This window comes from Diaphorobacter caeni, from assembly GCF_015354245.1.
Lineage (GTDB): Bacteria > Pseudomonadota > Gammaproteobacteria > Burkholderiales > Burkholderiaceae_C > Diaphorobacter_A > Diaphorobacter_A caeni.
In genome coordinates this window covers 34,439-60,872 of sequence record NZ_JADKYZ010000004.1, presented here as the reverse complement: position 1 = coordinate 60,872, position 26,434 = coordinate 34,439, and the positions used below count along the sequence as shown (strand labels likewise).

General features: G+C 63.7%; 25 protein-coding genes. 21 read left to right on the top strand and 4 right to left on the bottom strand.

The window, feature by feature from the left end; translation table 11 throughout:
• Window positions 1–63 precede the first annotated feature (63 nt).
• On the bottom strand, window positions 64–1,065 hold the full coding sequence (gene gap, locus ISG32_RS11160) for a type I glyceraldehyde-3-phosphate dehydrogenase (protein WP_194771098.1): 1,002 nt from the start codon (window positions 1,063–1,065) through the stop codon (window positions 64–66).
• A gap of 93 nt (window positions 1,066–1,158) precedes the next feature.
• Window positions 1,159–3,216, bottom strand: coding sequence for a transketolase (gene tkt, locus ISG32_RS11155; RefSeq protein ID WP_194771097.1), 2,058 nt, complete (start codon window positions 3,214–3,216; stop codon window positions 1,159–1,161).
• 138 nt (window positions 3,217–3,354) lie between these two features.
• On the opposite strand from tkt, the gene ISG32_RS11150 reads away from it, so the two are divergent.
• The 17 genes from ISG32_RS11150 to ISG32_RS11070 all read left to right on the top strand — a co-directional run bounded on the left by ISG32_RS11150 (window position 3,355) and on the right by ISG32_RS11070 (window position 20,792).
• The gene (locus tag ISG32_RS11150) at window positions 3,355–4,137 is read left to right on the top strand and encodes a nucleotidyltransferase family protein (RefSeq protein WP_323745924.1); all 783 of its coding nucleotides are present in this window, start codon (window positions 3,355–3,357) and stop codon (window positions 4,135–4,137) included.
• 99 nt (window positions 4,138–4,236) lie between these two features.
• Entirely contained in the window at window positions 4,237–4,989 is a 753-nt protein-coding gene (locus tag ISG32_RS11145; RefSeq protein ID WP_228529748.1) for a TSUP family transporter, read from the top strand.
• 88 nt (window positions 4,990–5,077) lie between these two features.
• Window positions 5,078–6,469, top strand: coding sequence for an aminopeptidase P N-terminal domain-containing protein (locus ISG32_RS11140; protein WP_194771096.1), 1,392 nt, complete (start codon window positions 5,078–5,080; stop codon window positions 6,467–6,469).
• A gap of 266 nt (window positions 6,470–6,735) precedes the next feature.
• Window positions 6,736–7,869 carry a porin gene (locus tag ISG32_RS11135; RefSeq protein WP_228529747.1) on the top strand — a complete coding sequence of 378 codons (1,134 nt, stop codon included), beginning with the start codon at window positions 6,736–6,738 and terminating at the stop codon, window positions 7,867–7,869.
• 55 nt (window positions 7,870–7,924) lie between these two features.
• Complete coding sequence (locus ISG32_RS11130; RefSeq protein ID WP_194771094.1) at window positions 7,925–8,917, top strand: Bug family tripartite tricarboxylate transporter substrate binding protein; 993 nt, start codon at window positions 7,925–7,927, stop codon at window positions 8,915–8,917.
• Between the two features lie 19 nt (window positions 8,918–8,936).
• Window positions 8,937–9,674 (top strand): maleate cis-trans isomerase family protein, encoded by a 738-nt coding sequence (locus ISG32_RS11125; RefSeq protein ID WP_194771093.1) that lies wholly within the window; start codon window positions 8,937–8,939, stop codon window positions 9,672–9,674.
• A 396-nt stretch (window positions 9,675–10,070) separates the two neighbouring features.
• Window positions 10,071–11,108 (top strand): VPS10 domain-containing protein, encoded by a 1,038-nt coding sequence (locus tag ISG32_RS11120; protein WP_194771092.1) that lies wholly within the window; start codon window positions 10,071–10,073, stop codon window positions 11,106–11,108.
• A 30-nt stretch (window positions 11,109–11,138) separates the two neighbouring features.
• Window positions 11,139–11,999 carry an HpcH/HpaI aldolase family protein gene (locus tag ISG32_RS11115; RefSeq protein WP_194771091.1) on the top strand — a complete coding sequence of 287 codons (861 nt, stop codon included), beginning with the start codon at window positions 11,139–11,141 and terminating at the stop codon, window positions 11,997–11,999.
• Entirely contained in the window at window positions 11,999–12,961 is a 963-nt protein-coding gene (locus ISG32_RS11110) for a substrate-binding domain-containing protein (RefSeq protein WP_194771090.1), read from the top strand. The genes ISG32_RS11115 and ISG32_RS11110 overlap by 1 nt, the downstream gene beginning before the upstream one ends.
• Before the next feature lie 15 nt (window positions 12,962–12,976).
• On the top strand, window positions 12,977–13,885 hold the full coding sequence (locus tag ISG32_RS11105) for a substrate-binding domain-containing protein (protein WP_194771089.1): 909 nt from the start codon (window positions 12,977–12,979) through the stop codon (window positions 13,883–13,885).
• A gap of 4 nt (window positions 13,886–13,889) precedes the next feature.
• A complete protein-coding gene (locus ISG32_RS11100) occupies window positions 13,890–14,822 on the top strand; it encodes a VOC family protein (protein WP_194771088.1) in 933 nt (310 codons plus the stop codon).
• Window positions 14,823–14,849: 27 nt separating this feature from the next.
• Window positions 14,850–15,881: an amidohydrolase family protein gene (locus ISG32_RS11095; protein ID WP_194771087.1), complete on the top strand. Its 1,032-nt coding sequence runs from the start codon at window positions 14,850–14,852 to the stop codon at window positions 15,879–15,881.
• Window positions 15,882–15,907: 26 nt separating this feature from the next.
• Window positions 15,908–16,687 (top strand): SDR family oxidoreductase, encoded by a 780-nt coding sequence (locus tag ISG32_RS11090; protein WP_194771086.1) that lies wholly within the window; start codon window positions 15,908–15,910, stop codon window positions 16,685–16,687.
• Between the two features lie 23 nt (window positions 16,688–16,710).
• On the top strand, window positions 16,711–17,571 hold the full coding sequence (locus tag ISG32_RS11085; protein WP_194771085.1) for a fumarylacetoacetate hydrolase family protein: 861 nt from the start codon (window positions 16,711–16,713) through the stop codon (window positions 17,569–17,571).
• 59 nt (window positions 17,572–17,630) lie between these two features.
• Window positions 17,631–18,839, top strand: a complete 1,209-nt coding sequence (locus ISG32_RS11080) for a LysR substrate-binding domain-containing protein (protein ID WP_194771084.1) — start codon at window positions 17,631–17,633, stop codon at window positions 18,837–18,839.
• A gap of 117 nt (window positions 18,840–18,956) precedes the next feature.
• The gene (locus tag ISG32_RS11075; protein ID WP_194771083.1) at window positions 18,957–19,760 is read left to right on the top strand and encodes an amidohydrolase family protein; all 804 of its coding nucleotides are present in this window, start codon (window positions 18,957–18,959) and stop codon (window positions 19,758–19,760) included.
• A 30-nt stretch (window positions 19,761–19,790) separates the two neighbouring features.
• Window positions 19,791–20,792, top strand: coding sequence for a tripartite tricarboxylate transporter substrate-binding protein (locus tag ISG32_RS11070; protein ID WP_194771082.1), 1,002 nt, complete (start codon window positions 19,791–19,793; stop codon window positions 20,790–20,792).
• A 9-nt stretch (window positions 20,793–20,801) separates the two neighbouring features.
• Here the strand turns inward: ISG32_RS11070 and ISG32_RS11065 are convergent, their stop codons facing one another.
• The gene (locus tag ISG32_RS11065) at window positions 20,802–21,893 is read right to left on the bottom strand and encodes a hypothetical protein (protein ID WP_194771081.1); all 1,092 of its coding nucleotides are present in this window, start codon (window positions 21,891–21,893) and stop codon (window positions 20,802–20,804) included.
• 146 nt (window positions 21,894–22,039) lie between these two features.
• Here ISG32_RS11065 and ISG32_RS11060 point away from each other — a divergent pair, with 146 nt between their 5' ends.
• The 4 genes from ISG32_RS11060 (at window position 22,040) to pyk (ending at window position 25,823) form a co-directional block, all read left to right on the top strand.
• Complete coding sequence (locus tag ISG32_RS11060; protein WP_194771080.1) at window positions 22,040–22,228, top strand: hypothetical protein; 189 nt, start codon at window positions 22,040–22,042, stop codon at window positions 22,226–22,228.
• Window positions 22,229–22,475: 247 nt separating this feature from the next.
• Window positions 22,476–23,648, top strand: coding sequence for an RNA ligase RtcB family protein (locus ISG32_RS11055; RefSeq protein WP_194771079.1), 1,173 nt, complete (start codon window positions 22,476–22,478; stop codon window positions 23,646–23,648).
• Window positions 23,639–24,241 (top strand): peptide chain release factor H, encoded by a 603-nt coding sequence (gene prfH / locus ISG32_RS11050; RefSeq protein ID WP_228529746.1) that lies wholly within the window; start codon window positions 23,639–23,641, stop codon window positions 24,239–24,241. Before ISG32_RS11055 ends, prfH begins: the two co-directional genes overlap by 10 nt.
• Window positions 24,242–24,380: 139 nt before the next feature.
• Window positions 24,381–25,823, top strand: coding sequence for a pyruvate kinase (gene pyk, locus ISG32_RS11045; RefSeq protein ID WP_194771078.1), 1,443 nt, complete (start codon window positions 24,381–24,383; stop codon window positions 25,821–25,823).
• On the opposite strand, the gene ISG32_RS11040 is transcribed toward pyk, so the two are convergent.
• Entirely contained in the window at window positions 25,771–26,358 is a 588-nt protein-coding gene (locus tag ISG32_RS11040) for a phosphatase PAP2 family protein (protein WP_194771077.1), read from the bottom strand. The genes pyk and ISG32_RS11040 overlap by 53 nt on opposite strands.
• Between the last annotated feature and the right edge of the window lie 76 nt (window positions 26,359–26,434).

Here is a 26,434-nt window from a genome sequence, read left to right as displayed (position 1 = left end):
GACGAAAAAAAAGCGCCCGAAGGCGCTTTTCGTTGACGTGGATTGAATCCGCTGTCGGGTGGCTTACTTGCCAGCCATCACGCGAACCATTTCCAGGCACTTGTTCGAGTAGCCCCACTCGTTGTCGTACCAGGACACGAGCTTCACGAACGTGCCGTCCAGAGCGATGCCGGCATCCGCGTCGAAGATCGACGTGCGGGTGTCGCCACGGAAATCGGTGGCAACGACCTTGTCTTCGGTGTAGCCCAGCACGCCCTTCAGAGCGCCTTCGGACTGGGCTTTCATTTCGGCCTTGATTTCTTCGTACGTGGCTGGCTTGTCCAGTTCCACGGTCAGGTCAACCACGGACACGTCGGACGTTGGCACGCGGAAGGACATGCCGGTCAGCTTCTTGTTCAGTTCAGGAATCACCACGCCCACGGCCTTGGCTGCACCAGTGCTCGAAGGAATGATGTTTTCCAGAATGCCGCGGCCACCGCGCCAATCCTTGTTGGATGGGCCGTCCACGGTCTTTTGCGTGGCGGTTGCAGCGTGCACGGTGGTCATCAGGCCGCGCTTGATGCCCCACTTGTCGTGCAGCACCTTGGCAACAGGTGCCAGGCAGTTCGTTGTGCACGAAGCGTTGGAGATGATGGCTTGGCCAGCGTAGGTCTTGTGGTTCACGCCGTAGACGAACATGGGGGTGTCGTCCTTGGAAGGAGCCGACAGCAGTACCTTCTTGGCGCCAGCGTCGATGTGCTTTTGCGCGGTGACCTTGTCGAGGAACAGGCCGGTCGATTCGATCACCACATCGGCGCCGACTTCGTTCCACTTCAAGTTCGCTGGATCGCGCTCTTGTGTTAGGCGGATCTTCTTGCCGTTGACGATCAGCGTATTGCCTTCGACCTTCACGTCGCCCTGGAAGCGGCCGTGCACGGAGTCGTAGCTCAGCATGTAGGCGAGGTAGTCGGGCTCCAGCAGGTCGTTGATGGCAACGACTTCGATGTCGGAGAAGTTCTGCACTGCAGAGCGCAGCACGTTGCGGCCGATGCGGCCGAAGCCGTTGATGCCAATCTTGATCGTCATGGTTTTGTCCCTGAAATGAAAGTCGAAAGAAACGAGAAAATCAAAGCTGGCACGGTGCCGGACGAAGCCGCACCGAGCCAGGAATCACCGGATTCAGCGCGCGCGCTGCAAAGCGGCCTGCACGGTCTCGGCCACGTTCTCGGGGGTGAAGCCGAAATGCTTGAACAGCACGCCGGCCGGAGCCGATTCGCCGAAGGTGTCGATGCCGACGACGGCCGCACAGCCGTACTTCCACCAGCCGTCCGTCACGCCCATTTCCACGGCGACGCGCGGCAGGCCTTCCGGCAGAACGAGCTTCTTGTACTTGGTGTCTTCGCGGTCGAAGGTCGTCGTGCTGGGCATGGAGACCACGCGCACGGGGATCTTCTTCTCGGCCAGCAGCTTTTGCGCGGCCACGGCCAGTTGCACTTCGGAGCCGGTGGCGATGATCACCGCCTTGGCCTTCTTGTTCAGGCCGATGTCCTTGGGCTCGGACAGCACGTAGGCGCCGCGCGAGATGTCGCCCAGATCGGTCTTGGCGAGGTAGGGCAGGTTCTGGCGCGACAGCAGCAGGGCGGTCGGCTTGTTGCGGTTGGACAGCGCGACGCTCCAGGCCACGGCGGTTTCGGCCGTGTCGGCAGGACGCCACACGTCGAGGCCGGGAATCAGGCGCAGGCTGGCGGCATGCTCGATCGACTGGTGGGTCGGGCCGTCTTCGCCGAGGCCGATGGAGTCGTGCGTGAACACGTGGATCACGCGCTGCTTCATCAGCGAAGCCATGCGGATCGCGTTGCGGCTGTAGTCGCTGAACGTGAGGAACGTGCCGCCGTAGGGGATGAAACCGCCGTGCAGCGCGATGCCGTTCATCACCGCAGCCATGCCGAATTCGCGCACGCCGTAATTGATGTGGCGGCCGCCGACGAGTTCTGTCTTCTCGCCCGTTTGCACTTCGGTCTGCACCACGTCGCCGTTGGCGTCAAAGCGCAGGGCCGGTGTGGCCTTGGTGTTGGTGAGGTTGGAGCCGGTCAGGTCGGCGCTGCCGCCCAGCAGTTCGGGCAGTTGGGCGGTGAAGGTTTCCAGAGCGATCTGGCTGGCCTTGCGGCTGGCGACGGTCTCGGCCTTGGTGTGGGCTTCGATCACGGCGTCCACGGCGGTCTGCGCGAAGTGGCGGGGCAGGTCGCCCGCCATGCGGCGCGAGAACTCGGCTGCCAGCTCGGGGAAGGCGGCGGAGTACGCGTCAAAGCGCTGGTTCCATTCGCCTTCGGTGGCTGTGCCCTTGTCCTTGGCATCCCAGTCGCCGTACACGTCGGCGGGAATCACGAACGGCTCGGCCGTCCAGCCCAGCGCTTCGCGTGTCAGCGTGATTTCTTCGGCGCCCAGTGGCTCGCCGTGGGCCTTGGAGGTGTTCGCGCGGTTGGGCGAGCCCTTGCCGATGCTGGTCTTGCAGACGATCATCGTGGGCTTGTCGGAGCTTTGCTTGGCCTTGGCGATGGCAGCGTCGATGGCGTCGGCGTCATGGCCGTCCACCGCGTCGATCACGTTCCAGCCGCAGGCGCGCAGGCGCTCGGGCGTGTTGTCGATGAACCAGGGGGCGACCTTGCCGTCGATGCTGATGCCGTTGTCGTCGTACAGCGCGATCAGCTTGCCCAGCTTCCATGCGCCGGCCAGCGAAATCGCTTCCTGGCTGATGCCTTCCATCAGGCAGCCGTCACCGAGGAACACGTAGGTGTGGTGATCGACGATGGCGTGGCCGTCGCGGTTGAATTCCTTGGCCAGCAGCTTTTCAGCCAGCGCGAAACCGACGGCGTTGGTGATGCCTTGACCCAGCGGGCCTGTGGTGGTTTCCACGCCTGGGGTGATGCCGTGCTCCGGGTGACCGGCGGTCTTGCTGTGCAGCTTGCGGAAGTTCTTGAGCTCTTCCATCGGCAGGTCGTAGCCCGACAGGTGCAGCACCGAGTACAGCAGCATCGAAGCGTGGCCATTGGACAGCACGAAGCGGTCGCGATCAGCCCAGTTCGGGTTGGTCGGGTTGTGGCGCAGATGGCGTCCCCACAAAGCCACGGCCATGTCGGCCATGCCCATGGGCGCACCGGGGTGGCCGGAATTGGCTTGTTGAACGGCATCCATTGCGAGTGCGCGGATCGCATTCGCCATTTGTTGTGAATTGGCCATGAGAGGCGGGCTCCGGAGGGACTGGGGTAGAGAAAACCCCCTATTTTACTAAGTGCCCGAGGCCGGGGTCCGGAAGGGGCATCAAACCGGACTGCGATGCACCGTCAATCGACCGGCGATGCACTACAGTGTGCGTCCATGCAGACCGCTTCGCACCTCTCTGAATCTCCAGCCCGTCCGCCAGAAAACCGGTCCCTGAACGCCATGCTGCTTGCGGCCGGGCGCGGCGAGCGCATGCGGCCACTCACCGATGTGACGCCCAAGCCGCTGCTGCAGGTGCAGGGCCGGGCGCTGCTTGATTGGCACATCGCCGCGCTGCAGCAGGGCGGCGTGAACGCGCTGGTGGTGAACACCGCCTGGCTGGGCGAGCAGATCCCCGCGCATCTCGACGCCGTATGGTCCGAGCTCGCCGCTGGGCAGCGCCTGCGCTATTCACACGAGGGGCGCGATTTTGGTCATGCGCTTGAGACGGCGGGCGGCATTGCGCGAGCGCTGCCGCTGCTTGGCGAGGCTTTCTGGCTTGCCGCGGGCGACGTGTTTGCGCCCGATTTCGTGTTCGATGCGGCCATCGCACGGCAATTCGCGGCGTCCGACGATCTCGCGCATCTGTGGCTGGTGCCCAATCCCGCACACAACCCGCTCGGTGATTTCGCGCTCGATGGCTCGCGCGCTCTGAATCTTCCCAAGGACCAACCGAGCCCGCTGCCGCGCTACACCTACAGCACGATCGCGCTGCTCAAGGCCGGGCTGTTTCGCGCGCCTTGGTGCGACATCGCCCAAGGCAACCCGGACGGCGTCGCCGCACCGCTCGCGGCCCTGCTGCGCCGCGCGATGGATGCGGGACGGGTGGGCGCCAGCGTCTACACGGGCCGCTGGACGGACGTGGGAACGCCCGAGCGCCTGGCGCAGCTCAACGCCTGACGACCTCCCGCAGCGAATAGCCGAGCCCGTCACTGACCTGCGGCAGTTGCGTCAAAATCCCGGCTTCGGCGGCGAACTGTTTCGAAGATTGGGCTAAAAATGGGTATGGGTTGGGGCAGCTTTGGAATGCTGCTGGTCGTGGTGGCATTGGCATCGGCCTGCCAGAATCTGACCGGGTTCGCGTTTGCGCTGATTTTCGTGGGGCTGGCCGGAGCGCTGCATCTTCTGCCGATCGCCGACGCCGCCAACGTCGCGGGCCTGCTCTCGCTCGTCAACGGTGTGGTGTTCCTGCGCAGCCACCCCTTCAAGCCGCGCTGGGATCTGCTCAAGCCCATGCTCATCAGCAGCCAGATCGGTGTGCTGATCGGGCTCGGGCTGCTGCAGCTGCTGAGCGGCGATCTGGTCAACATCCTGCGCATGCTGCTCGGCGTGACCATCATCGCCTGCGCGTTTTTGCTGCTCTCGCAGAAGGGCCGCCGCGAGACGCCTTCCGGCGCGCGCTCCATGTATGTCGCGGGTGGCCTCTCGGGGCTGCTCGGAGGGCTGTTCTCCACGTCGGGCCCGCCCATCGTCTATCACCTCTACCGCGAGCCGCTGCCCGCCGCGCTGATCCGCCAGTGTTTGCTGGTGCTGTTTCTCGCCAACACGGTGCTGCGTCTGGGCATCGTGATCTCGATGGGCGAGCTGACCAAGTCGTCCGTGATCGTCGCCGCCTTCGCCGTGCCGGTGGTCGCGGGCGTCACCTGGCTGCTCGCCAAATACCCGCCGCCATTGCCGGTGCGCGTGCTGCAGTGGCTGGTCTGCACGCTGCTGCTGCTTGCGGGCGTGAGCATGCTGGTGTCGGCGTTGTGATCTGCCGGGGCCGGATTGAAGCTCGATTGAAGAGGATTTTCCGCGCCGCCTCCCGGCGTGGATATCTCCGCCGCAGTACGATGGGCGAATGAACTCCTCCGCATCTGTCTACGCCCAACGTCGTGCCCGCCTGGCTTCGCAACTTGGCAAAGGTGGAATCGCCGTCATTCCCACGGCTCCCGAGCGCCAACGCAATCGTGACAACAGCTTTCTGTATCGACACGACAGCTATTTCTATTACTTGACCGGGTTCACCGAGCCCAACGCCTGCCTGGTGCTGGCGGCGGACGGCACGAGCACGCTGTTCTGCCAGCCCAAGGATCTGGAGCGCGAAATCTGGGACGGCTACCGTCTCGGGCCGGAGGCGGCGGTCGCCACGCTCGGCATGGACGCGGCCCACTCGATCACCGAGCTGCCCGCGCGCATCGCGCGGCTGCTGGAGAACACCGACTGCGCCTGGTATCCGTTCGCCACGCACGAGGGTCTTGCCGCGCAGGTCGATGGCTGGCTCAACAAGGTGCGCGCCCGCGTGCGCTACGGCGCGATGTGCCCGACCGAGCAGCGTGACCTGTGCGCGCTGCTCGACGACATGCGCTTGGTGAAGGATGCGCACGAGCTGGACATCATGCGCCGCGCGGGCGTCATCAGCGCGCGCGCCCATGTGCGCGCCATGCAGCGCTCGGCCGCCATGCTGCGTGCGGGCGAGGACGTGCGCGAGTACCACCTCGATGCCGAACTGCTGCACGAGTTCCGCCAAAGCGGCGCGCAGTACGTGGCGTACGACTCCATCGTCGCGGCGGGCCACAACGCCTGCGTGCTGCACTACCGCGCGGACAAGGCACCGGTGAAGAAGGGCGAGCTGGTGCTGATCGACGCGGGCTGCGAGCTCGACGGCTACGCGAGCGACATCACCCGCACCTTCCCCGCCGACGGCCAATTCACCGGCCCGCAGCGCGCGCTCTACGATCTGGTCCACGCCAGCCAGGAGGCCGCGATCGCCGTGACCAAGGCCGGCAACCGCTTCAACGACCCGCACGACGCCACCGTCGCCGTGCTCGCGCAGGGCATGCTTGACCTCGGGCTGATCGACCGCAACAAGCACGCCACCGCGCAGGACGTGATCGAGTCGCGCGCCTACTTCCAGTTCTACATGCACCGCACCGGCCACTGGCTGGGCATGGACGTGCACGACTGCGGCAGCTATGTCGAGCCCAGCGAGATCGGCACCGTGAGCGAACGCCGTGACCCGCTCTCGGGCGAGACCATCCTGAACCGCCCGAGCCGCATCCTGCGCCCCGGCATGGTCACGACCATCGAGCCGGGCATCTACGTGCGCCCCGCGCCCGGCGTGCCCGAACAGTTCCACCACATCGGCATCCGCATCGAGGACGACGCGGTGGTCACCGACACCGGCTGCGAGCTGCTCACGCGCGGCGTGCCGGTGAAGGCCGAGGAGATCGAGGCGTTGATGAAGGGGTGAGTCCGCCAGTCGACTCGCCGCCAGAGAGCCGGGTGCCGCGAACAGCGGACCCGGCTCTTTGCTTTGGAGCGCGAATGTGCCAATGCGCCCATGTGCCCATCTGTCGTCATCTTTCTGGAAAACCCTGAGAAAAAACCTGTTCAGGACAAATTTATAGATGCATCCCATTTTGTATGGGACTTCTCAAGTCTTATTGATCAGAATTGCCCCAGCGCCGAAGCTTTGGTTATGTGAATGCGGGATAAATAATATTTACGGGGACAAATATGCGATTGAAATATCAATGGGCGGTTTTGGGGATTCTCGGGGCGGTGGGGTTTTCCGCGCATGCGCAATCGGAATTGAAGATTTCCGGTGTGCTCGATGCGGGTATTCAGAATTACAAGAGCGCCAATGGCAATACGGTGAATCGTCTGCAGAATGGCGCATTTGAAACTTCGCGCATGATCATCTCGGGTTCGGAGGATCTGGGCGAGGGCACCAAGGTCAATTTCATGCTGGAACTGGCGCCCACCGTGGACACGGGCGACACCAGCCGTTTTGGCTTCTTCAACCGCAATGCCTGGCTTGGCCTGTCGGGCAAGCAATGGGGTGAGGTGCGACTCGGGCGGTATCTGACGGGTTCGGCCAATCTGCTGTGCCAGGTCGATCTGCACTGGTGCGGCAGCGGTTTCAACGGAACCGGCATCATGTACAACGGCGATCTGGCGACGGTCGGGCGCTGGATTTCCGGAAGCCCGGGGCGCGGCGGAAACAATAATGAGGGCATTTCCGTATATTCAGGCGGCAATGGAACTGCGGGGAGTGCGGAGTCGAATCGCAAGAATAATGCCATTCAATATGTGAGTCCCCGTATTTCCGGTTTTCAGGGCAAGCTCATGTATGCCATGGGCGAGTTGGGGAAAAATCCCAAGAATGGCTCTGCCGATCATGTTGACGCGACGTTGACCTATCAGAATCAAAATCTTTTCGTCGGTCTCGGATATGCGCAGGTGCGTCCCGATCCGCTGTGGGCGGCCAAGGGCGCACTGACCAGCCTGGGCGGCACCTACAGGTTCGGTGCGCTGCGCGTCGGTGCGATCTACCAGTACGAAACCGCATCCGGCACCTCCGCCAAATGGACGCGCGCCAAGTCCTGGGCTCTGACCAGCGCCTACCGCATGGGCGCGTTCGAGCCCTATCTGAAACTCGGCCAGCACCGCACCAATGGCACAGGCGCCTACGGCATCGTCAACGGAACGGATGCGTTCGTGGTGAATCTGGGCACGCAGTACGCGCTGTCCAAGCGCACCTCGTTCTATGCCGATTTCGTGACCGATCTGAAGGGCAGCGATGGCAATCCCGCCATCTACAAGAATGACACCCGCTCGATCACGGTGGGCATGAAGCACTATTTCTGAGTGAGTGCCGGGCCTGTCGCTGCATTGACCGGCGACAGGCCCTTGGAGACAAAGCATGTTGAATTTGAAGAAGGCGGCACTCGCGAGTGCCATGGCCGTGGGCGCAGCGTTGTCCGGAACCAGCGCGATGAGCGCCGACGGGGCGGCCTATCCGAGCCGTCCCGTGAGCCTCGTGGTGCCGTTCGCACCCGGTGGCGGTGTGGATCTGATGGCGCGCTACATCAGCAAGCGGCTCGAAGGCCGACTGGGCCAACCGGTGATCGTGGAGAACAAGCCCGGCGCGGGCGCTGCGGTCGGAACGGGGGCGGTGGCACGCGCCAGGCCGGACGGACAGACGCTGCTGTTCACCAGCGTGGCGCACGCCATCAACCCCGGGTTCTATCCCAATCTGCCGTTCGATGCGGTCAAGGATTTCACGCCGGTCGGCGCCGTGGCGACCGCGCCCAACGGCATTGCGGCGCGCGCCGATGCGCCGTTCAATACGCTTTCCGAAATGATGACCTACGCCAAGGCCCATCCGGACCAGCTGACCTATGGCGCGATCAGCGGATCGACCACCATGTACCTCGGCATGGCGATGTTCGTGAAGGAAGCGGGGCTGCCCGTGCGCTTCATCCCCTACGCGGGCACGCCCGCCTCGGTGCAGGCGGCGGTGGCGGGTGAGATCGACATGGTCTCGAGCGGCTATGCCTCGTCCGACACCTTCGCCAAGACAGGGCGTCTCAAGATGCTGGCGATCTCCACGGCCAAGCCGAGCGCCATGGCGCCGGGCGTTCCGACGATCGCCGAGGCGGCGCATCTGCCGGGCTTCGAGGTGGTCAACTGGATGGGCATTCTGGCCCCGGCGAATACGCCCGCGCCCATCGTCGAGCGCCTGAACCGCGAGATCAAGGTGATTCTGGACGACGCGGAATCGGAGAAATTCTTCGAGGTGCAGAAGAACGAGCGCTTTCACAGCACGCCCGAGGAGTTCCGCAAGCTGATCGTCACCGACATCCAGCGCTATGGAAAAATCATCCAGGAAACCGGCGCGGCCAAGCAGAAGTGAAGCAGTGAAGATGACCTCCATGCAAGCGAGTACCCCAGTGACCGGCAAGAAGCTGCGCATAGGCATGATCGTGCCGTCGCTCAACACCATCGGCGAAGACGACTTCCGCCGCTATTGCCCCGAGGACGTGGCCTATCACCTGCACCGCATCCGTCTGCGCAAAGAAGGAGGCGTCGTCACCCGCGACAGCCTGCTGCGCGCGCACCTGGAGGCGATCGACGAGGCCGGCTATCTGAAGGATCTGGGCGCGGATGTGATCACCTTCAACTGTACGGGCGCGAGCGTCTCCAACGGCACGCGGGGCGACTGGGCCCTGGCGGAGCGCATGGAGAAGGAGCTGGGCACCCCGTCGTCCAACACCATGGTCGCCATCAAGCGCGCGCTCAAGGCGGTGGGCGCGAAGAAGATCGTGCATGTCTGTCCGTTTGCCGACAAGTTTTCGAACGACGAGCGGGCTTCGCTGGAGGCCGAGGGCTTCGAGATCCTGCAGTCCGTGGGACTCAACTTCGTCGACGCGAGACAGGCCGCGCTGATGCCGCCCGCGCAACTGGTCGAGCACGCGCTGCAATACGCCGTGCCGGGCATGGACGCGATCTTGCTGTCGTGCGCCAACGTGCGGGCCTTCGAGGCCGTGGAGGAGCTGGAGGATCGACTCGGCGTGCCGGTGGTGACGAGCAATCAGGCCGTGCTGTGGGACGTGCTCCGGCAGGTGGGCCGGGGCGACTGCGTGCCGCATGCGGGGCGATTGTTTGAGTGAGAGCGTGTTGACGATCTCCACACGGTCTTGCAGGCGCGGCCTCGGGCGGTCTGCTGCGTTGCAAATCCTCGCAATAGCACGAGCTATTGCTGCGGTTTGCGCCTTGCAGCCCTTCCCGATCCGCATCCTGCAAGCCTCGCGATGAGATCGTCACCACACTCTGAGTACATAGACAGAGGAAGTGCGAGTGCTTTTTTGAGGGACCTGCGGGTCCCTTTTTTCATGGTTTGAGCGTCTTCCGGGGCACCTCCTGCAGCGCGTTGCATTGCATGCTGCGCCGTGACTCAGGGGGCACTGCTTTTTCATTCAGCAAAAATTTATGGATGACCGTTTGAATTGATTGGCCGCTGAAATCGTCCGTTCCTAGAATTGATTCATCAAATTCAGGAGATATGAATGGACAAGGTGCTTTTTGCAGGAACGGCGGTCACCCGGGAAAATGCCATTGGTTCGCTCTACAGAATGGAGCACGGCAAGGAATGGGTAAAGGCGGGTGATATTCCGGACAATGCGGCGGTTCAGGCGATCGTTCAGCATCCGGTCGATGTGAATATCATTTTCGCAGCCACCAGAAAAGGCATTTTTCAGTCGAGGGACAAAGGAGTTTCATGGAGAAATGTATTTTCTCCGGACGGAATCCAGTTCTGGTCGATTGAATTTGATCCGCGTGATGCAAATCACCTCTTTGCGGGTACGGCTCCGATTGGCGTGTTTGAAAGTCGGGATGGTGGAGAAACCTGGGCCGCCTGCGAGGTGAATCATACGGAGCGTTTCAATATCCGCTTTGGCGCCTCGCGCGTGATGCGTCTGGCATTTCATCCGACGAACGACCAGGTGCTCTACGGCATTGCCGAAATCAACGGCTTCATGCTCAGCGAGGACGGCGGGAAGACATGGAATGCGCGCACCGGCGCTCTGGTGGAACTGGCCAAGGACCCGGCGCTCAAGAGCAAGATCGAGACGGACGATGAGGCCGAGGGCATGTTCGACGCGCATGCCATTACCACCTCCCCGGCCAAGCCCGATGCACTTTTCTATCTCTGCCGCATGGGCGTTTTTGAAAGCAACGACCGGGGAAAATCGCTTGAGGATTTGCAGGTGCGCAAATTTGCACCTTTCAGTTATTGCCGTGATCTGCGCGTGGTGGCGGGGAAGCCTGAAAAGCTTTATGCCTGCTTCAGCATTTCATCGCGCAGCGAAGCCGGGGCTGTCTATACCAGCGACGATCTGGGAAAGAACTGGCGCCGCGCCGATTCTCAGGTGAATCCGCAAAGCACGATCATGGGCATCAATGCCCATATCAAGGACGGCAATGGCGTGATTTCCGTGACGCGCGGAGGACAGGTGTTCTATACCTTTGACGGTGCGGACAGCTGGTTTGAAAAGCCATTGCCTGAAAATGCCGGTGATGCATTTTGCGTGGCGATGATCTGATTTTCAGGATTCGAGTGGAGTCATAAAACTATGCGCCTCAACGGCATTATTCGCGCGCTGGAGTCGGGTCCCGGCATCGCATTCACATCGTTCGTGCAGGCCGAGATCGAAAATGCGGTCAATTTCGGTCAGTCGAGCAATGACGGACTGGTGTTCGAGCTCGAACACAACCCATGGGACATCACGGCGCTGCGCAACGCCATGCAGTTTCTGCTGCAGCGCGAGCAGATCGTGAAGATGGGCTCGCTCGCCAATCCGATGACGCCGATGGTGCGCATCCCGGCGAGCGGCAGCGAGATGAACCAGTGGTTCGCCAAGCAGGCGCTGGATCTGGGCGCTTACGGCATCGTCTGGCCGCGCATCAGCAACAGTGCCGAGGCCTACAACGCGGTGGCGGCCTGCCGCTATCCGCGCCTGCCGAGCCGAGATCACTACGAGCCCGGCGGACTTCGCGGCGACGCGCCGATGGCCGCCGCGCGCTACTGGGGGCTGTCGCAGCAGGAGTACTACAAGCGCGCCGATGTGTGGCCGCTGGTGCCCGAGGGCGAGATTCTGGTCGCGCTGATGATCGAGGACGTGCAGGGCGTCAACAACATCGAGACGATGCTCAAGGAGGTTGAAGGCATCGGCGTGCTGCTGATCGGCGAGGGAGACCTCACGCAGGAGCTGGGGTGCCCGCGCGACTATGAGAATCCCGAGCTGCTGCGCCACATGGCGCATGTGCTGGAGGTGGGCAAGGCGTTCAACGTGCCGGTGGGCCACCCGCACATGACCAAGCAGAACGCGCAGAGCATCATCGACCAGGGCTTCCGTTTTCTGATGAGCTACCCGCGTCGCGATTTCTCGGCGCTGGAAGCGGGCCGCAACGCGCTCAAGGCCAAGGAGCAGTGATGGCGGAACGACTCAAGACCGTGCTCGGAAAGCACGGGCAACTGGCAGGCGTGCGCCAGCTCGAGGACATCATGCCGGGTGTGGCGTTCGATTTCGTGGACGTCAAGCGCATGCCCGACGCCTATCGCGACATGGCGCGCACGCAGCCCTACGACATCTGCGAGATGGCGCCGACCATGTACCTCATGGCACTGGAACGTGGCGCACGGATCACCGCGCTGCCGCTGCCGATGACGCGGCGCTTTCGCCATTCGGGCATCAAGAAGCGCAAGGGCCTCGTGATCGACAGTCCCAAACAGCTTGAAGGCCGCAAGGTCGGCGTGCGCAACTATTCGGTGACGGCAGCGGTATGGACGCGCGGCGTGTTCGCCGACGACTACGGACTCGACGCGAGCAAGGTGCAGTGGGTGACGGAAGAGGCCGAGAACCTGGAGGACATGGTGCTCCCCGCGAACGTGACGCGCCTGCCCGAGGGCCGCAAGATCGCCGACGCGATCAACGCGGGCGAGATCGACGTGGCGTTCGATGGTCTGGCCGGAGCGGGCGACGCGGAGGTCGAGATGGAGGAGCTGGTGGCCGATGCGGGCGAGGTCGAGCGTCGCTGGTTCGAGCGCACCGGCATCTATCCGATCCACGGCGTGATCGTGGTGAAGAACGAGGTGCTCGCGCGCCATCCCGGCATCGGGCTGGCCCTGTATGAGCACTGCGTTCGGTCCAAGGACGCCTATCTGCAGGCGCTCGACGCGGTGGTGGAGCCGAGCGGTGACGACAAGCGCTACCGCAAGCTGCGCCAGTACACGGGCGATCCGCTGCCCTATGGTTTCGAGGAGAACCGCACCTCGCTGCAGGCGCTGATCCGCTATGCGCATCAGCAGGGTCTGGTGGGGCGGGAGCTGCGCGCCGAGGACGTCTTCATCGACCCGCGCACGGCAACGGCAGGGGCATTGGCTCGATGGGAATGAGCGGAAGAAAAAAACATGCAGAACGAGAAAATCCAACTCAAGGCGATGTTCGGGACCTATCCCAAGACCGCGCCGCTCAAGGCGGGGCAGGTGAAATCCGACATCGTGCAGCTCGACATCGCGCCGGTGGACACCGCGCAGACCGCGTTCAAGGACGTGGTGCGTGGTCACCTGTTCGACGTGGCCGAGCTGGCCGTGGTCACCTATCTGCTCGCCTTCGACGCGGGGCATCGCTATCTCCTGCTGCCGTTCGTGATGAATGGGGCCTTCCACCACAAGAGCATCTACGCGCGCGCCGACGATGTGTTCGGCCCCGCACAGCTCAAGGGCAAGCGCGTGGCGATGCGTTCGTATTCGCAGACGACGCCCACCTGGGTGCGCGGCATTCTGAACGATGAGTACGGCGTGAAGAGCGCCGACGTGGAATGGTGGAGCCAGCAGGGCGCGCATGTCGCCGAGTACAAGGACCCCGAATGGGTGCGCAGCATGGACAAGGCGCTGAGCCTCGAAGAGGCGCTGCTCGCGGGGCATGTGGACGCCATCATCGCCGGTGGCGCCATCGAGAACAAGGACAGACTGCGGCACATCATCGATGCGCCGCAGGATGCGGCCAAGGACTGGAGCGCGCGCACGGGCGTCGTTCCGATCAACCATGTGGTGGTGGTCAAAGAATCGCTGGTGAAGTCCCATCCCGAGGCGGTTGCGGAAACGTATCGCATGCTCATCGACAGTCGCACGCAGGCGGGTGAAATGCCTGCACCATCGAGCCGTGATCTGCAGCCGTTCGGCTTTGACGCGCTTGACCCATCGCTGCGCAAGGTGATCGACTATGCCTACGACCAGCAGATGATCAAGAAGCGCTACGCGCCCGAAGAGTTGTACGGCGACGTGCGCGCCATTTTGGAAAAGAATCAAGGAGACTAGTCAGATGCCCGGAATCGTATCTTCAGTGGCGTATGTGCGCCTTGGCGCGCCGGACCTCGATGTGCAGGAGCAGTTCCTGCAGAACTTCGGTCTGGTGCGGGCGCAGCGCGACGACAGGCGCTTGTACATGCGCGGCATTTCCGAAGCGCCATTCATTCATGTGACCGAACTGGGCGAGAGCGGCGTGATCGCGGTGGGCTACCACGTGAACCCGGATGTGCCGATCGAGTCGCTTGAGCAGCGCTTTGGCGTCAAGGTCGAGCCCATCGACGAGCCGGGTGGCGGCAAGCGCCTGGTGCTGCACGATCCCAATGGCCTGCGCGTGGAGCTGGTGCAGGGCCAGAGCCGGTTGGACGAGCTGTCGCGCCGCAATCCTTTGCGCGGCAGCGACGGCATCAGCAAGGACCGCGGGCCTTCGCGCATCGAGAAGCTGGTGCACACGGCCTACATGACCACGCGGCTGGCGGACACCATCGCCTGGTATCAGGAGAACTTCGGCTTTCTGCCGACCGACGAGCTGTACTTGGGCGAGCCTGGCAACACGCTGGGCCGCTTCGTGCGCACCGACTGCGGCGAGGACCCGGTCTATCACCATGTGCTGTTCATCTTCCGTGGCGAGAAGAACGGCCTGCACCATGCGTCTTTCGAAGTGGAGCGGGTCGACGAGATCTTCACCGGCGGCGACCACCTGCACGAGCTGAAATACGACCATGTGCGCGGCATCGGCCGTCATGCGCTGGGCAGCCAGATCTTCGACTACTGGATGTCGCCGTTCAACGTCATGCACGAGCACTGGTCATCGACCGAGAAGATGAACGTGCACAGCAGCTTCAACGAAGTCAAGATCGGCTCCGGCATGGTGCACGACAGCGGCGAGGCGCCGCCGGAGCGCTTCGTGAAGCAGGCGTCCCCGATTCTTTCAGGCGGCACGCGATAAGCGGGCGGTGCGCAGGAGGCACAACACATGATCATCGATTGCCACGGTCACTTCACGACCGTTCCCCCCGCCATGCACGCGTGGCGCAAGAAGCAGCTTGAAGGCACGGGTGTGCTGGGTGAGCCGCTCGTCATCTCCGACGACGAACTGCGCGCGGGGCTTGAAGGAAAGCAGGTCCAGTTCCAGCGCGAGCGCGGGCTGGATCTCACGCTGTTCTCGCCGATCGCGGGGCAGATGGGCCACCACCTCGGAACGCCCGAGCAGAGCGTGGAGTGGTCCGAAGTGGCCAACAACCTGATCCACCGCGTCTGCGGCCTGTATCCGCAGAATTTCGTGGGCGTGTGCCAGCTGCCGCAATCCTCGAGCGCGGCGGACTTCGGCATCGCGGCCAGCGTGCAGGAGCTCGAGCGCTGCGTGACGCAGCTGGGTTTTGTTGCCTGCAATCTGAACCCCGATCCGTCGGGCGGCTTCTGGCAGGTGCCGCCGCTCACCGACAAGGCCTACTACCCGCTGTACGAAAAGATGGTGGAACTCGACGTGCCGGCGATGGTGCACGTAAGCAGCTCGTGCAACCCCTGTCATCACCATGTGGGCGCGCACTATCTGAACGGCGACACCTCGGCGTTCATGCAGTTTCTGCTTGCGCCGCAGCTGTTCGAGGACTTTCCGACGCTGCGCTTCGTGATCCCGCACGGCGGCGGCGCGGTGCCCTACCACTGGGGGCGCTACCGTGGACTCGCGCAGGACATGGGGCTCAAGAAGCTGGTCGACGGCGTCCTCAAGAACGTCTACTTCGACACCTGCGTCTACCACCAGGCGGGCATCGACGTGCTCACGAAAGTCGTGCCCACCGAGAACATTCTGTTCGGCTCGGAAATGGTCGGCGCCGTCAAGGGCATCGATCCGGAAACGGGCCACAACTATGACGACACGCGGCGCTACATCGACGGCACGCCGCACCTCTCGCCCGCACAGCGCGAGGCGGTGTTCAAGGACAACGTGCTGCGCGTGTATCCGCGACTCAAGAGCCATCTGGCCGCCGCCGCCGCTCTGGCATAAGCAATTTCAATTTCAGGAGAAACGAAATGGACTTGGGAATCAAGGGCCGGAAGGCGCTCGTCTGCGCCTCCTCGCAAGGGCTGGGCCTGGCCTGCGCCACGTCGCTGGCGCGCGAGGGCTGCGAGGTGTGGATCAATGGCCGCACCGAGGCCAAGCTGGTCGAGGCGGCAGCGCAGATCGAGGCACAGACGGGCAACCGCCCGCACATCGTGGTGGCGGACATCACGCAGGAGTCGGGCCGCGCCGCGCTGCTCGCGGCATGCCCCGACGCGGACATTCTGGTCAACAACAACGCAGGCCCCGAACCCGGCAAGATCGCGGACTGGTCCGACGAAGACTGGCGTGAGGCGGTGGAGGGCAACATGCTCGCGCCCATCATGCTGATCAAGGCCTGCGTGCCAGGCATGCGTGCGCGCAAGTTCGGTCGCATCATCAACATCACCTCGGCGATGGTGAAGTCGCCGAGCGCGACGATGGGACTGTCGGCGGCGGTGCGCGCGGGTCTGACCGCGCTGTCCAAGTCGGTGCAGAAGGACTCGGTGATCGACAACGTCACCATCAACAACATGCTGCCCGAGCGCTTTGACACCGACCGCCAGCGCTTCATGGCCGAGCGCATGTCCACGCGCGAGAACATCACGGTGGAAGAAGCCCGCAAGCGCATCGCCAACACGATCGCGGCCAAGCGTCTTGGCAGGCCCGAAGAGTTTGGCGACGCCTGTGCCTACCTGTGCAGCGCGCAGGCCAGCTTCATCTCCGGTCAGAACCTGCAACTCGACGGCGGCTCCTACGCCGCGTTGATTTGAACCTTCACGAAAGCATTCACTTCATGAAACTCATCAGCTTTGAACATGCAGGCCGCGCGAGCTACGGCGCGGTGGTGGGAGACTCGCAGGTGGTGGACCTGGGGTCGTTTTTTGCGGACCGCCATCCCACGCTGCGCGACCTGATCGCCGCGGGCCTCGAGCAGATCGGCGATCTCGCGCAATACTCGCCAGGTCTGCGGCTGGCCGACGTGAAGCTGCTCAAGCCCATCACCCATCCGGAGCACATCTGGTGCCTCGCGGTGAACTATCTGGAGCACCACAAAGAAGTCGAGTCCGCAGGGCGCGTGCAGGACCTGCCCAAGAAGCCCGCGATGTTCGCGCGCTTCAACGACAGCTTCGTGGCCGAGGGCGAGGCGCTGTGGCACCCCGGCGTGAGCGAGCAGTTCGACTACGAGGGCGAGCTGGCGGTGGTGATCGGCAAGCCGGGCCATCGCATCGCCGCCGAAAACGCGTTCGATCATGTGATGGGCTACACCATCCTGAACGACGGCAGCGTGCGCGACTGGCAGTTCCACACGCGCCAGATCACGCCGGGCAAGAACTTCTACCGCAGCGGCTCGATCGGTCCGTGGATCGTGACGGCGGACGAAGTGGGTGATCCCTACCAGCTGCGCATCGAAACCCGCTTGAACGGCGAGGTGCTGCAGTCGGATCTGACGGATCTCATGCTGCACAAGATCGCGGCGTTCATCGAATACGCATCGACCGTGGCGCCGCTGCAGGCGGGGGACATCTTGGCCACCGGCACGCCGAGCGGCGTAGGGTTTTCGCGTAAACCGCCCATCTGGATGAAGCCGGGCGACGTTTGCGAGATCACAATCGACAGGATCGGCAAACTCACCAATGCGGTGATCGCCTCGTAGTCGAAACGGTCGCTTGGGAAAATCATGGAGCATGGATTTTCACTGCGGGCTATGTGTCCATGATGAACCACCACCTTCCCAACTTCTGGCAGCTCAGAGTCTTTGATTGCGTCGCGACGCTGGAGAACGTCACGCGCGCGGCGCAGGAGCTGCTGCGCACCCAGCCCGCGATCACCACCTGCATCCTGGCGCTTGAGAAGGCGCTGGGCGCAACGCTGTTCGAGCGGCACAAGACCGGCATCTATCTGACGGAAGTGGGCGTGGCCGCGCACATCCGCACCAAGAAGATTCTGGAGTGGCTCGAGGAGACCATGGCGCTGCTGCCGGGCGAGCGCAACATCGCGCCGCTCGCGATTGCGGCGCGCATGACGCGCTCGCAGGTGCAGGCGCTGATCTCCATACACGAGTGCCATTCGTTTCGCGGCGCTGCCGTCAAGCTGGGCGTGACCGATGCGTCGCTGCAGCGCTCCGCACGCACGCTCGAGGCGAACCTTGGGTGCACGCTGTATCGCAACACCGCGTCCGGCATTCGCACCACCGAACTCGCGGACGAACTGGCCGCGCGCCTCAAGCACGCGGAGGCGCAGATCGGCGCGCTGGCCGATGCGATTCGCGGCTTTCACTACCCGCGCAACAAGAGCATCACCCTGGGCGTGATGCTGCTCGATCCGTCGATGCTGCTGGTGAACGCGATGAAGGAGACGCGCGAGCGCTATCCCGACGTGCGCATCTCGGTGATCAGCGGCACCTACGAGCAGCTCGTGAACAAGCTGCTGCGCGAGGAACTGGACTTCATCGTCGGCCTGATCAAGAAGCAGAGCGCGGGCCTTGGCCTCGCGCAGCAGCCGCTCTACAACGAGTCCTACTGCATCGTGGCGCGGCGCGGCCATCCTCTGCACAAGCAGGCGCAGATCACGGTAGCGGATCTGCAGCGGTATCCGTGGATCATTCCACCGGCCGGCTCTCCAAGGCGGCTGGCCTACGAGCACCTGTTCTCCGAGACCACGCTGCCGCCCGCGCAGATCGAGACCTACTCGCTGTCCACCATGCGCATCACGCTTGCGGACTCGGACATGCTCACCGTGCTCAGCTGGGTCGAGGTCTTGAGCGAGCGGCACTTCGGCCTGCTCGCTCCCCTGTCGTTCGACTTTGAATGCGAGGAGCCGGCCGTCGGCATCAGCAAGGTGCAGGGCAAGCTGCTCAACGAATCCCAGCAGTATTTCATCGACGCGTTCGCGAAGAATGCGGCCGTTCTGCGCCGCGCCTGAACCCGGCCGCATGCCGTGCAGCGATTATTTATGGCTGCCCGCCGAGTTCTTATCAACTGTTGATCAGGTGATGACTAGCATTGCCTGGGTCATCTTTTTATTACCGCAAGGTTGAGTATGAAAATTGTGGACGCACAGGTCCATCCGTGGTCGGCGGGGGAGTCGACTGGACACCATCGACGCGAGCCGATCGACGAATCCGTATTGCTTCACGAAATGGCGACGGCGCATGTCGACCGCGTGGTGCTGGTGCCCCCGCTGTGGGATCCGAACGGAAATGAATACGCGCTGCAGATGGCCGCGCGGCATCCCGAGAAGTTCTCCGTCATGGGCCTGCTCGATCCCGCACGCGCCGATGCGGCACGCGCCCTCAGCGAGTGGCACGGCCAGCCGCACATGCGCGGCGTGCGCTTTCTGCTGAATACGCCGGAGCGGCTGCAGCCGTATCTCGATGGTCTGCTCGATCCGCTGTGGTCGGTGGCCGAGGAGGCCGGCGTGCCGGTGGCGCTGCTGATTCCCGGACATCTGGAGATCGCGCATGAGGTGGCGTCCCGCCATCCGCGCCTCTCGCTCATCGTCGACCATCTCGGCGTGCCGCGCGCGTCGGTGGGGCCGGTCGCGTTCAAGCATCTGCCGCAGTTGCTGGAGCTGGCGCGTCACCCCAATGTGCGCGTGAAGGCGGTGGGCGTGGGCGACTATGCGCTCGATCCCTATCCCTTCCGTTCGCTTGAAGCACCGCTCGCGCAGGTGTTCAACGCGTTCGGTGCGGAGCGTGTGCTGTGGGGCAGCGATCTGAGCAGGTTGCACCATCCCTACGCGCAATGCGTGACCCATTTCCGTGAACAGCTGCCGTTTCTGAAAGATGGCGACGTCGATCGCGCAATGGGGCAGAACCTGCTGGACCTGCTGAACTGGCAGTGATCCGGACAACGACAAAACAAGGAGACAGACATGCATCACCACACCATCCATCGCCGCCGTTTCGGCGGACTCGTGGCCGCCGCCGTGGCGTCCATCGCCGCACCGCATACTGCCTTTGCCACCGAAGAAAAAATCGGCATGGCGCGCATCGTCATCGGGGTGCCTGCGGGCTCGCTGGTCGACAACGTCGCGCGTCAGGTGGCCGAGGTCATCAAGCCCGGCTACGCCGTCAACAGCATGGTCGAGAACAAGACCGGCGCGGGCGGCATGATCGCGGTGAGCTACATGAAGTCGCTTGCCAAGGACGGCAGCAACATCTACGTGGGCGTGTCCTCGCCGATCACCGTCTATCCGGTCACCTACAAGAAGCTGGCCTACGACCCCGACAAGGATCTGATCACGGTCGGCAGCCTGGGCGCGTTCGACCTCGCGCTGGCCGTGGGGCCGCTGGTGCCCGCCAGCGTGAAGGACCTGAAGGGCTATTTCGAATGGTGCAAGCAGAACCGCGCCCAGGCCAACTTCGGGTCGCCGGGTGCGGGCTCCATGCCGCACTTCGTGGGCAGCATGACGGCGCGCACGGCAGGTGCGGAAGTGAACCATGTGCCGTACCGCGGGCCGGGGCCTGCGGTGATCGATCTGCAGGGCGGACTGGTGTCCGCCGTGGTCGTGCCGCTGGAAGACGTGAGCGAGTTCGCGGCGGCGGGCAAGATACGCATTCTCGGCACGACGGGTGAGGAGCGCAGCCGTTTCGTGCCGAACGTGCCGACGTTCAAGGAGCAGGGCTTTGGCGAGTACGCGCGCAGCGTGTGGATTGCCGTGTTCGCTCCCGCAGGCACGCCGGATGCGGTGGTGGCGAATCTGCGCAGGACGTTGAAGCAGGCGCTGACCGATCCTGCCGTTCAGGCGACGATGGGTCGTCAGCTGCAGAAGGCGCAATGGGGCGAGCCGGAGGCGCTCAATGCCGTCATCGTGCAGGAGCGCGCGAGTTGGAAGAAGGCGGTTCAGGCGCTGAATTTCACGCCCGAATCCTGATTCGACGCGTCACGGCATCCGCGTCTCCATCTCCGAATCCCGCTCCACAGCGGGTGCGTAGACGCGGCTGACGACGGGCTTGGTGACGGTCGCGAGCAGGCTGAATTGCTGGCTGGGCGGGAGCAGTTCCTGGATCGCGTCGAACAGCTTCGCCGGGGCCATGCCCTTGCTGAGCAGCCGCTCGACCTGGGGCTCGTCGGTGGTCCAGTCACTGCGCGCCAGGGCGCGGAGGGCGATGTCTTCGTCCATCAGGCGACTGTGGATGAAGACGAGGTCGTGCTGCACCAAGTCCCATTCGCGTGCGGTGATCGAGCCGCCCTGCAGCAGATGGTCCTTGAGCGCGCCGTCGAGCGCGTCGAGCAGCGACGTGCGGTGGTCTTCGTAGCCCATGCGCCATTGGGTTTCACTGAGTTCGGGGGGCTTCTGGCCGATGCGCTCGGCGTCCTTCAGCGCGCGCGTGCGGTATTCGTCGAAGGTGGGCAGGGGGCGCGCGAGCTGGAAGTCGGTGCACTCGGCGTAGAAGCGGGTGTTGAGCGCCTTGAGGTTTTTGGGCGTGACGTGGATGACGCCCGACGCCACGGGCTGCTCGCGCATCCATGTCACGATCTCGCGTGCCGATGCGCCGAGCGGGAACTGCTGGTAGCGCATTTGCGGAGGATAGTTGTCGGGGCGGTAGTACGGGTTCGTGCCTGCGCCGAGCACGCTGCCGTCTTCATAGAAACGGATCACGTCGATGCTGGTGAACTGGTCGCCGCATTCCAGGATCAGCGCGAGCGTGCCGTCCTTGTGGTGCGCTCCGCTCCACAGATGCAGATAGGGCATCTCGGGAATGACGTAGCGGCCGGTCGAGCGGTACGAGAGCGCCTTGAATTCGTGCATGTACTCCTTGACCAGCGGATCACGGAACTCGACCTGTTCCAGCTCCATGGTGATGCGCGGCGCGATGGGCGCGACGCCTGCCTTCATGTTGGCGGCGGCGGCTTTCACCATGCCGTTCAGATGGCGCTTGAAATACGCCCTGAGGCCGTATTTGAGGAACAACGCCAATGCCAGAAGACACAGCAGTACGGTGACCAGCACCGTCATCATGGTGGACAGCATTCTCTCCCCTGCGATTGCTTGTGTTTCGATTAATTAATGTCCCAATAATGATAGTTTTATTGTTATTTGTCACGTTTTGATTTGTAGTCGGGCGGCGCGGCTTCGCGTGGGGGATTGGTGCGCCTGCGCAACGCCCGGAGCGAAGGATGCAGCAAAATTCTTGCTATCGTGGATATGCGTCGTTAGACTTTCCCTCCTGTTCCGTGCGCAATGCACCGGACTTCTTTCTTTTTCCCGTCACCTCAAACGCAAGGAGCAGCATCATGAACAAGACTGCAGAACAACAAAAAGACCGCATCGTTTGCCGCGTGAACGAGGTGGCCGCGCAGGCCTGAGTTTTTCCTTTTCTCTTTCTTCGTCTTCTTCATCGCTTGCCGAACGCTTTGGGCGTTTGCGCATGGATGAGCCCGTTGGGCGCTGATTCGCATCCGTCGAATCGCGCCCGGGTCTGACTGACAGAGCACTTCCGGACTGCCCGCCGCTCGCGTTCATCGCGACACGCGCACGCATGTTTTCGCGCCGCCCGCCCTTTGAAAAGGGTGGGGCCGCGCGAAGGATTTCTCCTGTTCAGATTTCATTCCTATGGGCACTACCCAATTTCAAAATCAGCAAGGCGATGCGCAGGTTCGCGTCTTCGCCGGCGAGCGTGTGTGGCTTGAAGACGCCGCGCTCGAACAACTTCGCACCACGGCACGGCTCGCGCACATCCGCGCGGCCGTGGGCCTGCCGGATCTGCATCCGGGTCGCGGCTATCCCGTGGGGGCGGCGTTCTTTTCCGCCAACCATTTCTATCCCGCTCTGGTGGGTGGAGACATCGGCTGCGGCATGGGGCTGTGGCGTACCGATCTTCGCGCGCATTCCGCATCGGCCAGCAAGTTCGAAAAGCAGCTTGGCAACATCGACGGCCCGCTGCCGGACGCGCTGATGGACGATGCGCTGCGGCAGCTTGACGGCATCGCCATCGATCACCTGCCGGCCACGCGCGAGATGCTCGCCAAGAGCCTTGGCACGATCGGTGGCGGCAACCATTTTGCGGAGCTGCAGGTGGTCGATGAGGTCTACGCAAAGGACGACGAGCGCATCGACAGAAAGCGCGTGCATCTGCTGGTGCACAGCGGCTCGCGCGGGCTCGGCGGGGCGATTCTGCGCCAGCATGTGGAGCGCTTTGGTCACGCCGGGCTGTCCGCCGATTCCGGCGCGGCGCGCGAGTACCTCGCCGAGCATGACGCGGCGCTCGATTTCGCGTGCCTGAACCGCATCTGGATCGCGCGGCGCATTCTGCAGGCCATTCGTGCGGAGGCCGAGCTGCTGCTCGACGTGAGCCACAACCATGTGCTGCCCGCGAGGATCGATGGCGTGGACGGCTTTCTGCATCGCAAGGGCGCGACGCCCGCCGATCAGGGGCTGGTGATGATTCCGGGCTCGCGCGGCGACTACAGCTATCTGGTGGAGCCGGCTGTGGACCGTCACGAGGCGCTGGATTCGCTCGCGCACGGCGCGGGTCGCAAATGGGCGCGCACCGACTGCATGGGGCGACTGGCGCACAAGTTCAAGTCGGACGAACTGCGCAAGACCAAGTTCGGCAGCACGGTGATCTGCAATGACAAGGAACTGCTCTACGAGGAGGCCCCTCAGGCCTACAAGGATGTGGATTCGGTCGTCGCGGCGTTGGTGGATGCGGGACTGGTGCGCCTCGTCGCGCGCTTCAGGCCGCTGCTCACCTACAAGAAAGGAGCGATGGCCGCATGCTGCTGACGTTGGTACAGATCACGGCCGCACAAGGACCGGCCGAATGTGAGCGCGCGGTGGACATGACGTTGCGCGCGATGCTGCGGGATGCGCCGAAACACCATGTCGAACTGCAGCTTGTGGAGGAGAACGCCACGGCTTGCGGATACAAGTCGGTGCTGCTGCAGGTGCGCGGCGAGCCGGCGAGCGCGTGGCTTGCGCAGTGGGAGGGCAGCGTGCAGTGCGTGTTCGAGAGCCCGTTCCGGCCGGGGCACCGGCGCAAGAACTGGTTCGTGGGCGTGCGGCGCTGCGAGGTGCCGGAGCTCGACGCGACGCTGGACGAGCGCGATCTGCGCTTTCAGGCCTGCCGCGCGTCGGGCAAGGGCGGGCAGCACGTGAACACCACGGACTCCGCCGTGCACGCGACGCATCTGCCGAGCGGCATTGCCGTCAAGGTGATGACCGAGCGCAGTCAGCATGCCAACAAGCGACTGGCGCGTGCGCTGATCGCGATGAAGCTGCAGCAAATGGCCGAGCAGAGCGCCGATGCCGCGCGGCACGACCGCAACCAGCAGCACTGGTCGCTGGAGCGGGGCAATCCGGTGCGGGTGCTGCGGTGATGGCCGTGGCGGCGGCGCTCGATGCGCGGTGCTGATAAGGTAATGTCGCTTTTGCCTGAAACGGGTGGAATTCGTACCCGCGATGTAACTCGTTTTGTGCAAAAATTGAAACTCGATTACACAAACCAATGAGAGACTGATGGTCAACCATATCCGCCGCGCTACCAAGATTGTTGCCACCCTGGGCCCCGCTTCCAGCGATCCGGCTCTGTTGGAGAAGATGATTGCCTCGGGCCTGAACGTGGTGCGGCTGAACTTCAGCCACGGCAAGGCGCAGGACCACATCGATCGTGCCGAGATGGTGCGTGCCGCCGCGCAGCGTGCCGGTCGCGAGGTGGCCATCATGGCCGACCTGCAGGGCCCGAAGATCCGCGTCGGCAAGTTCGCCGAAGGCAAGGTGATGCTGGAGGACGGCGCGGCCTTCGTGCTGGACGCTTCGCGCGCCGAGCTGGGCGACATCAACGGCGTGGGCCTTGACTACAAGGAGCTGCCGCGTGACGTGCGTCCCGGCGACACGCTGCTGCTCAATGACGGCCTGATCGTGCTCGAAGTGACGGCGGTGCGCGGCGATGCGGTGCACACGGTGGTGAAGATCGGCGGCGAGCTCTCCAACAACAAGGGCATCAACAAGCAGGGCGGCGGCCTCACGGCGCCCGCCCTGACCGCCAAGGACATGGAGGACATCAAGACCGCGATGAGCTTCCAGGCCGACTACGTGGCCGTGAGCTTTCCCAAGAACGCGACTGACATGGAGATGGCGCGCCAGCTCTGCTACGTGGCGGCGGCCGGCACCGGCCATCGCCCGGGGCTCGTCGCCAAGATCGAGCGCGCCGAGGCGGTGCCGCTGCTCGAGGAAATCCTGCGCGCCTCCGACGGCATCATGGTCGCCCGTGGCGATCTGGCGGTCGAGGTGGGCAACGCCGCCGTGCCGGCGCTGCAGAAGAAGATGATCAAGATGGCGCGTGACATGGACAAGTTCGTGATCACCGCGACCCAGATGATGGAGAGCATGATCACCAACCCGGTGCCGACCCGCGCCGAGGTGAGCGACGTGGCCAACGCCGTGCTCGACGGTACCGACGCGGTGATGCTGAGCGCCGAAACCGCCGCTGGCCGCTATCCGCTGGAGACCGTGCGGGAGATGGCGACGATCTGCGCCGCCGCCGAGGCGGCCGAGGATCCGGACCGCGACGATGATTTCGACGGCCAGACGCTGGGCCGCATCGACCAGTCGATCGCCATGGGTGCCCTGTTCACCGCCCACCATCTGGGCGCCAAGGCGATCGTGGCCATGACGGACTCGGGCTCCACCGCGCTGTGGATGAGCCGTCACCGCATCCACATTCCGATCTACGCGCTCACGCCCAAGGTGGCGACGCAGCGCAAGATGGCGATGTACCGCAACGTGCGCCCACTCCTCATGGACACCAGCGCCGACCGCGACACCGCGCTCGAGCAGGCGGAAAACCACCTCAAGATGCGCAACATCGTCCAGCAGGGTGATCTCTATGTGATCACCTGCGGCGAGCCTATGGGTGCGCCGGGCGGGACGAATATGCTGAAGATCTGCCGCGCGCAGTAAGCGCGAGGCGACGGGCCGCGAGGGCCGTGATGCTGGCGGTGGCGATTCCCAGAATCGCGCCGCTGAGGATGTCGGAGGGCGAGTGCAGACCGAGGCACACGCGGCTCCAGCCGATGGCCAGCGCGCAGACCCAGACGAGGGCGATGGCTGTGCGCCCGCGCGGGGTCGCACGGATGAGCGTGGACAGCAGAAGGCCCTGAGCCAGCGCAAATGCCTGCGTCGCGTGCATGCTCGGAAAGGACGCGCGCTCGGCATGCGCGATCCACTGGATGCCCCAGTCAAGCTGCGAAGGACGCGGCATGGGCCAGTGCTGGCGGATGGCGTAGGCAATGAGCGCCGCCGCCCCGATGCCGAGCACGGTCACCAGCAGGTCGCGTTGCACGGGTGCTGGCGCAAACATCAGCGCGCCGATGATCGTGCCCCCCAGCACCATGGGCAGAACCAGCGTCAGCCATTTGGCGAGGCCCACGATCGCGGCGGGCGTCGACGCGTCGGCGTTCAGAAACAGGAAAAGCGAATGATCGAGCGGCAGCATGGCGGATGGACGGTGGATATCGTCACGGATGAAAACTGCTGGCGAATCTATTCCTTCAATATGAAGACAGTCTGAA

Excerpts from the sequence above, each read along its gene's own strand:
- ISG32_RS11080 (WP_194771084.1), top strand. The coding sequence starts at position 17,631 with ATGATGAACCACCACCTTCCCAACTTCTGGCAGCTCAGAGTCTTTGAT.
- ISG32_RS11055 (WP_194771079.1), top strand. The coding sequence starts at position 22,476 with ATGGGCACTACCCAATTTCAAAATCAGCAAGGCGATGCGCAGGTTCGC.
- prfH (WP_228529746.1), top strand. The coding sequence starts at position 23,639 with ATGCTGCTGACGTTGGTACAGATCACGGCCGCACAAGGACCGGCCGAA.
- ISG32_RS11090 (WP_194771086.1), top strand. The coding sequence starts at position 15,908 with ATGGACTTGGGAATCAAGGGCCGGAAGGCGCTCGTCTGCGCCTCCTCG.
- ISG32_RS11125 (WP_194771093.1), top strand. The coding sequence starts at position 8,937 with ATGCAAGCGAGTACCCCAGTGACCGGCAAGAAGCTGCGCATAGGCATG.
- ISG32_RS11060 (WP_194771080.1), top strand. The coding sequence starts at position 22,040 with ATGCAGCAAAATTCTTGCTATCGTGGATATGCGTCGTTAGACTTTCCC.
- ISG32_RS11070 (WP_194771082.1), top strand. The coding sequence starts at position 19,791 with ATGCATCACCACACCATCCATCGCCGCCGTTTCGGCGGACTCGTGGCC.
- ISG32_RS11115 (WP_194771091.1), top strand. The coding sequence starts at position 11,139 with ATGCGCCTCAACGGCATTATTCGCGCGCTGGAGTCGGGTCCCGGCATC.
- ISG32_RS11140 (WP_194771096.1), top strand. The coding sequence starts at position 5,078 with ATGAACTCCTCCGCATCTGTCTACGCCCAACGTCGTGCCCGCCTGGCT.
- pyk (WP_194771078.1), top strand. The coding sequence starts at position 24,381 with ATGGTCAACCATATCCGCCGCGCTACCAAGATTGTTGCCACCCTGGGC.
- ISG32_RS11075 (WP_194771083.1), top strand. The coding sequence starts at position 18,957 with ATGAAAATTGTGGACGCACAGGTCCATCCGTGGTCGGCGGGGGAGTCG.
- ISG32_RS11135 (WP_228529747.1), top strand. The coding sequence starts at position 6,736 with ATGCGATTGAAATATCAATGGGCGGTTTTGGGGATTCTCGGGGCGGTG.
- ISG32_RS11095 (WP_194771087.1), top strand. The coding sequence starts at position 14,850 with ATGATCATCGATTGCCACGGTCACTTCACGACCGTTCCCCCCGCCATG.
- ISG32_RS11120 (WP_194771092.1), top strand. The coding sequence starts at position 10,071 with ATGGACAAGGTGCTTTTTGCAGGAACGGCGGTCACCCGGGAAAATGCC.
- ISG32_RS11105 (WP_194771089.1), top strand. The coding sequence starts at position 12,977 with ATGCAGAACGAGAAAATCCAACTCAAGGCGATGTTCGGGACCTATCCC.
- ISG32_RS11065 (WP_194771081.1), bottom strand. The coding sequence starts at position 21,893 with ATGCTGTCCACCATGATGACGGTGCTGGTCACCGTACTGCTGTGTCTT.
- tkt (WP_194771097.1), bottom strand. The coding sequence starts at position 3,216 with ATGGCCAATTCACAACAAATGGCGAATGCGATCCGCGCACTCGCAATG.
- ISG32_RS11150 (WP_323745924.1), top strand. The coding sequence starts at position 3,355 with ATGCAGACCGCTTCGCACCTCTCTGAATCTCCAGCCCGTCCGCCAGAA.
- ISG32_RS11085 (WP_194771085.1), top strand. The coding sequence starts at position 16,711 with ATGAAACTCATCAGCTTTGAACATGCAGGCCGCGCGAGCTACGGCGCG.
- ISG32_RS11130 (WP_194771094.1), top strand. The coding sequence starts at position 7,925 with ATGTTGAATTTGAAGAAGGCGGCACTCGCGAGTGCCATGGCCGTGGGC.
- gap (WP_194771098.1), bottom strand. The coding sequence starts at position 1,065 with ATGACGATCAAGATTGGCATCAACGGCTTCGGCCGCATCGGCCGCAAC.
- ISG32_RS11100 (WP_194771088.1), top strand. The coding sequence starts at position 13,890 with ATGCCCGGAATCGTATCTTCAGTGGCGTATGTGCGCCTTGGCGCGCCG.
- ISG32_RS11110 (WP_194771090.1), top strand. The coding sequence starts at position 11,999 with ATGGCGGAACGACTCAAGACCGTGCTCGGAAAGCACGGGCAACTGGCA.
- ISG32_RS11040 (WP_194771077.1), bottom strand. The coding sequence starts at position 26,358 with ATGCTGCCGCTCGATCATTCGCTTTTCCTGTTTCTGAACGCCGACGCG.
- ISG32_RS11145 (WP_228529748.1), top strand. The coding sequence starts at position 4,237 with ATGGGTATGGGTTGGGGCAGCTTTGGAATGCTGCTGGTCGTGGTGGCA.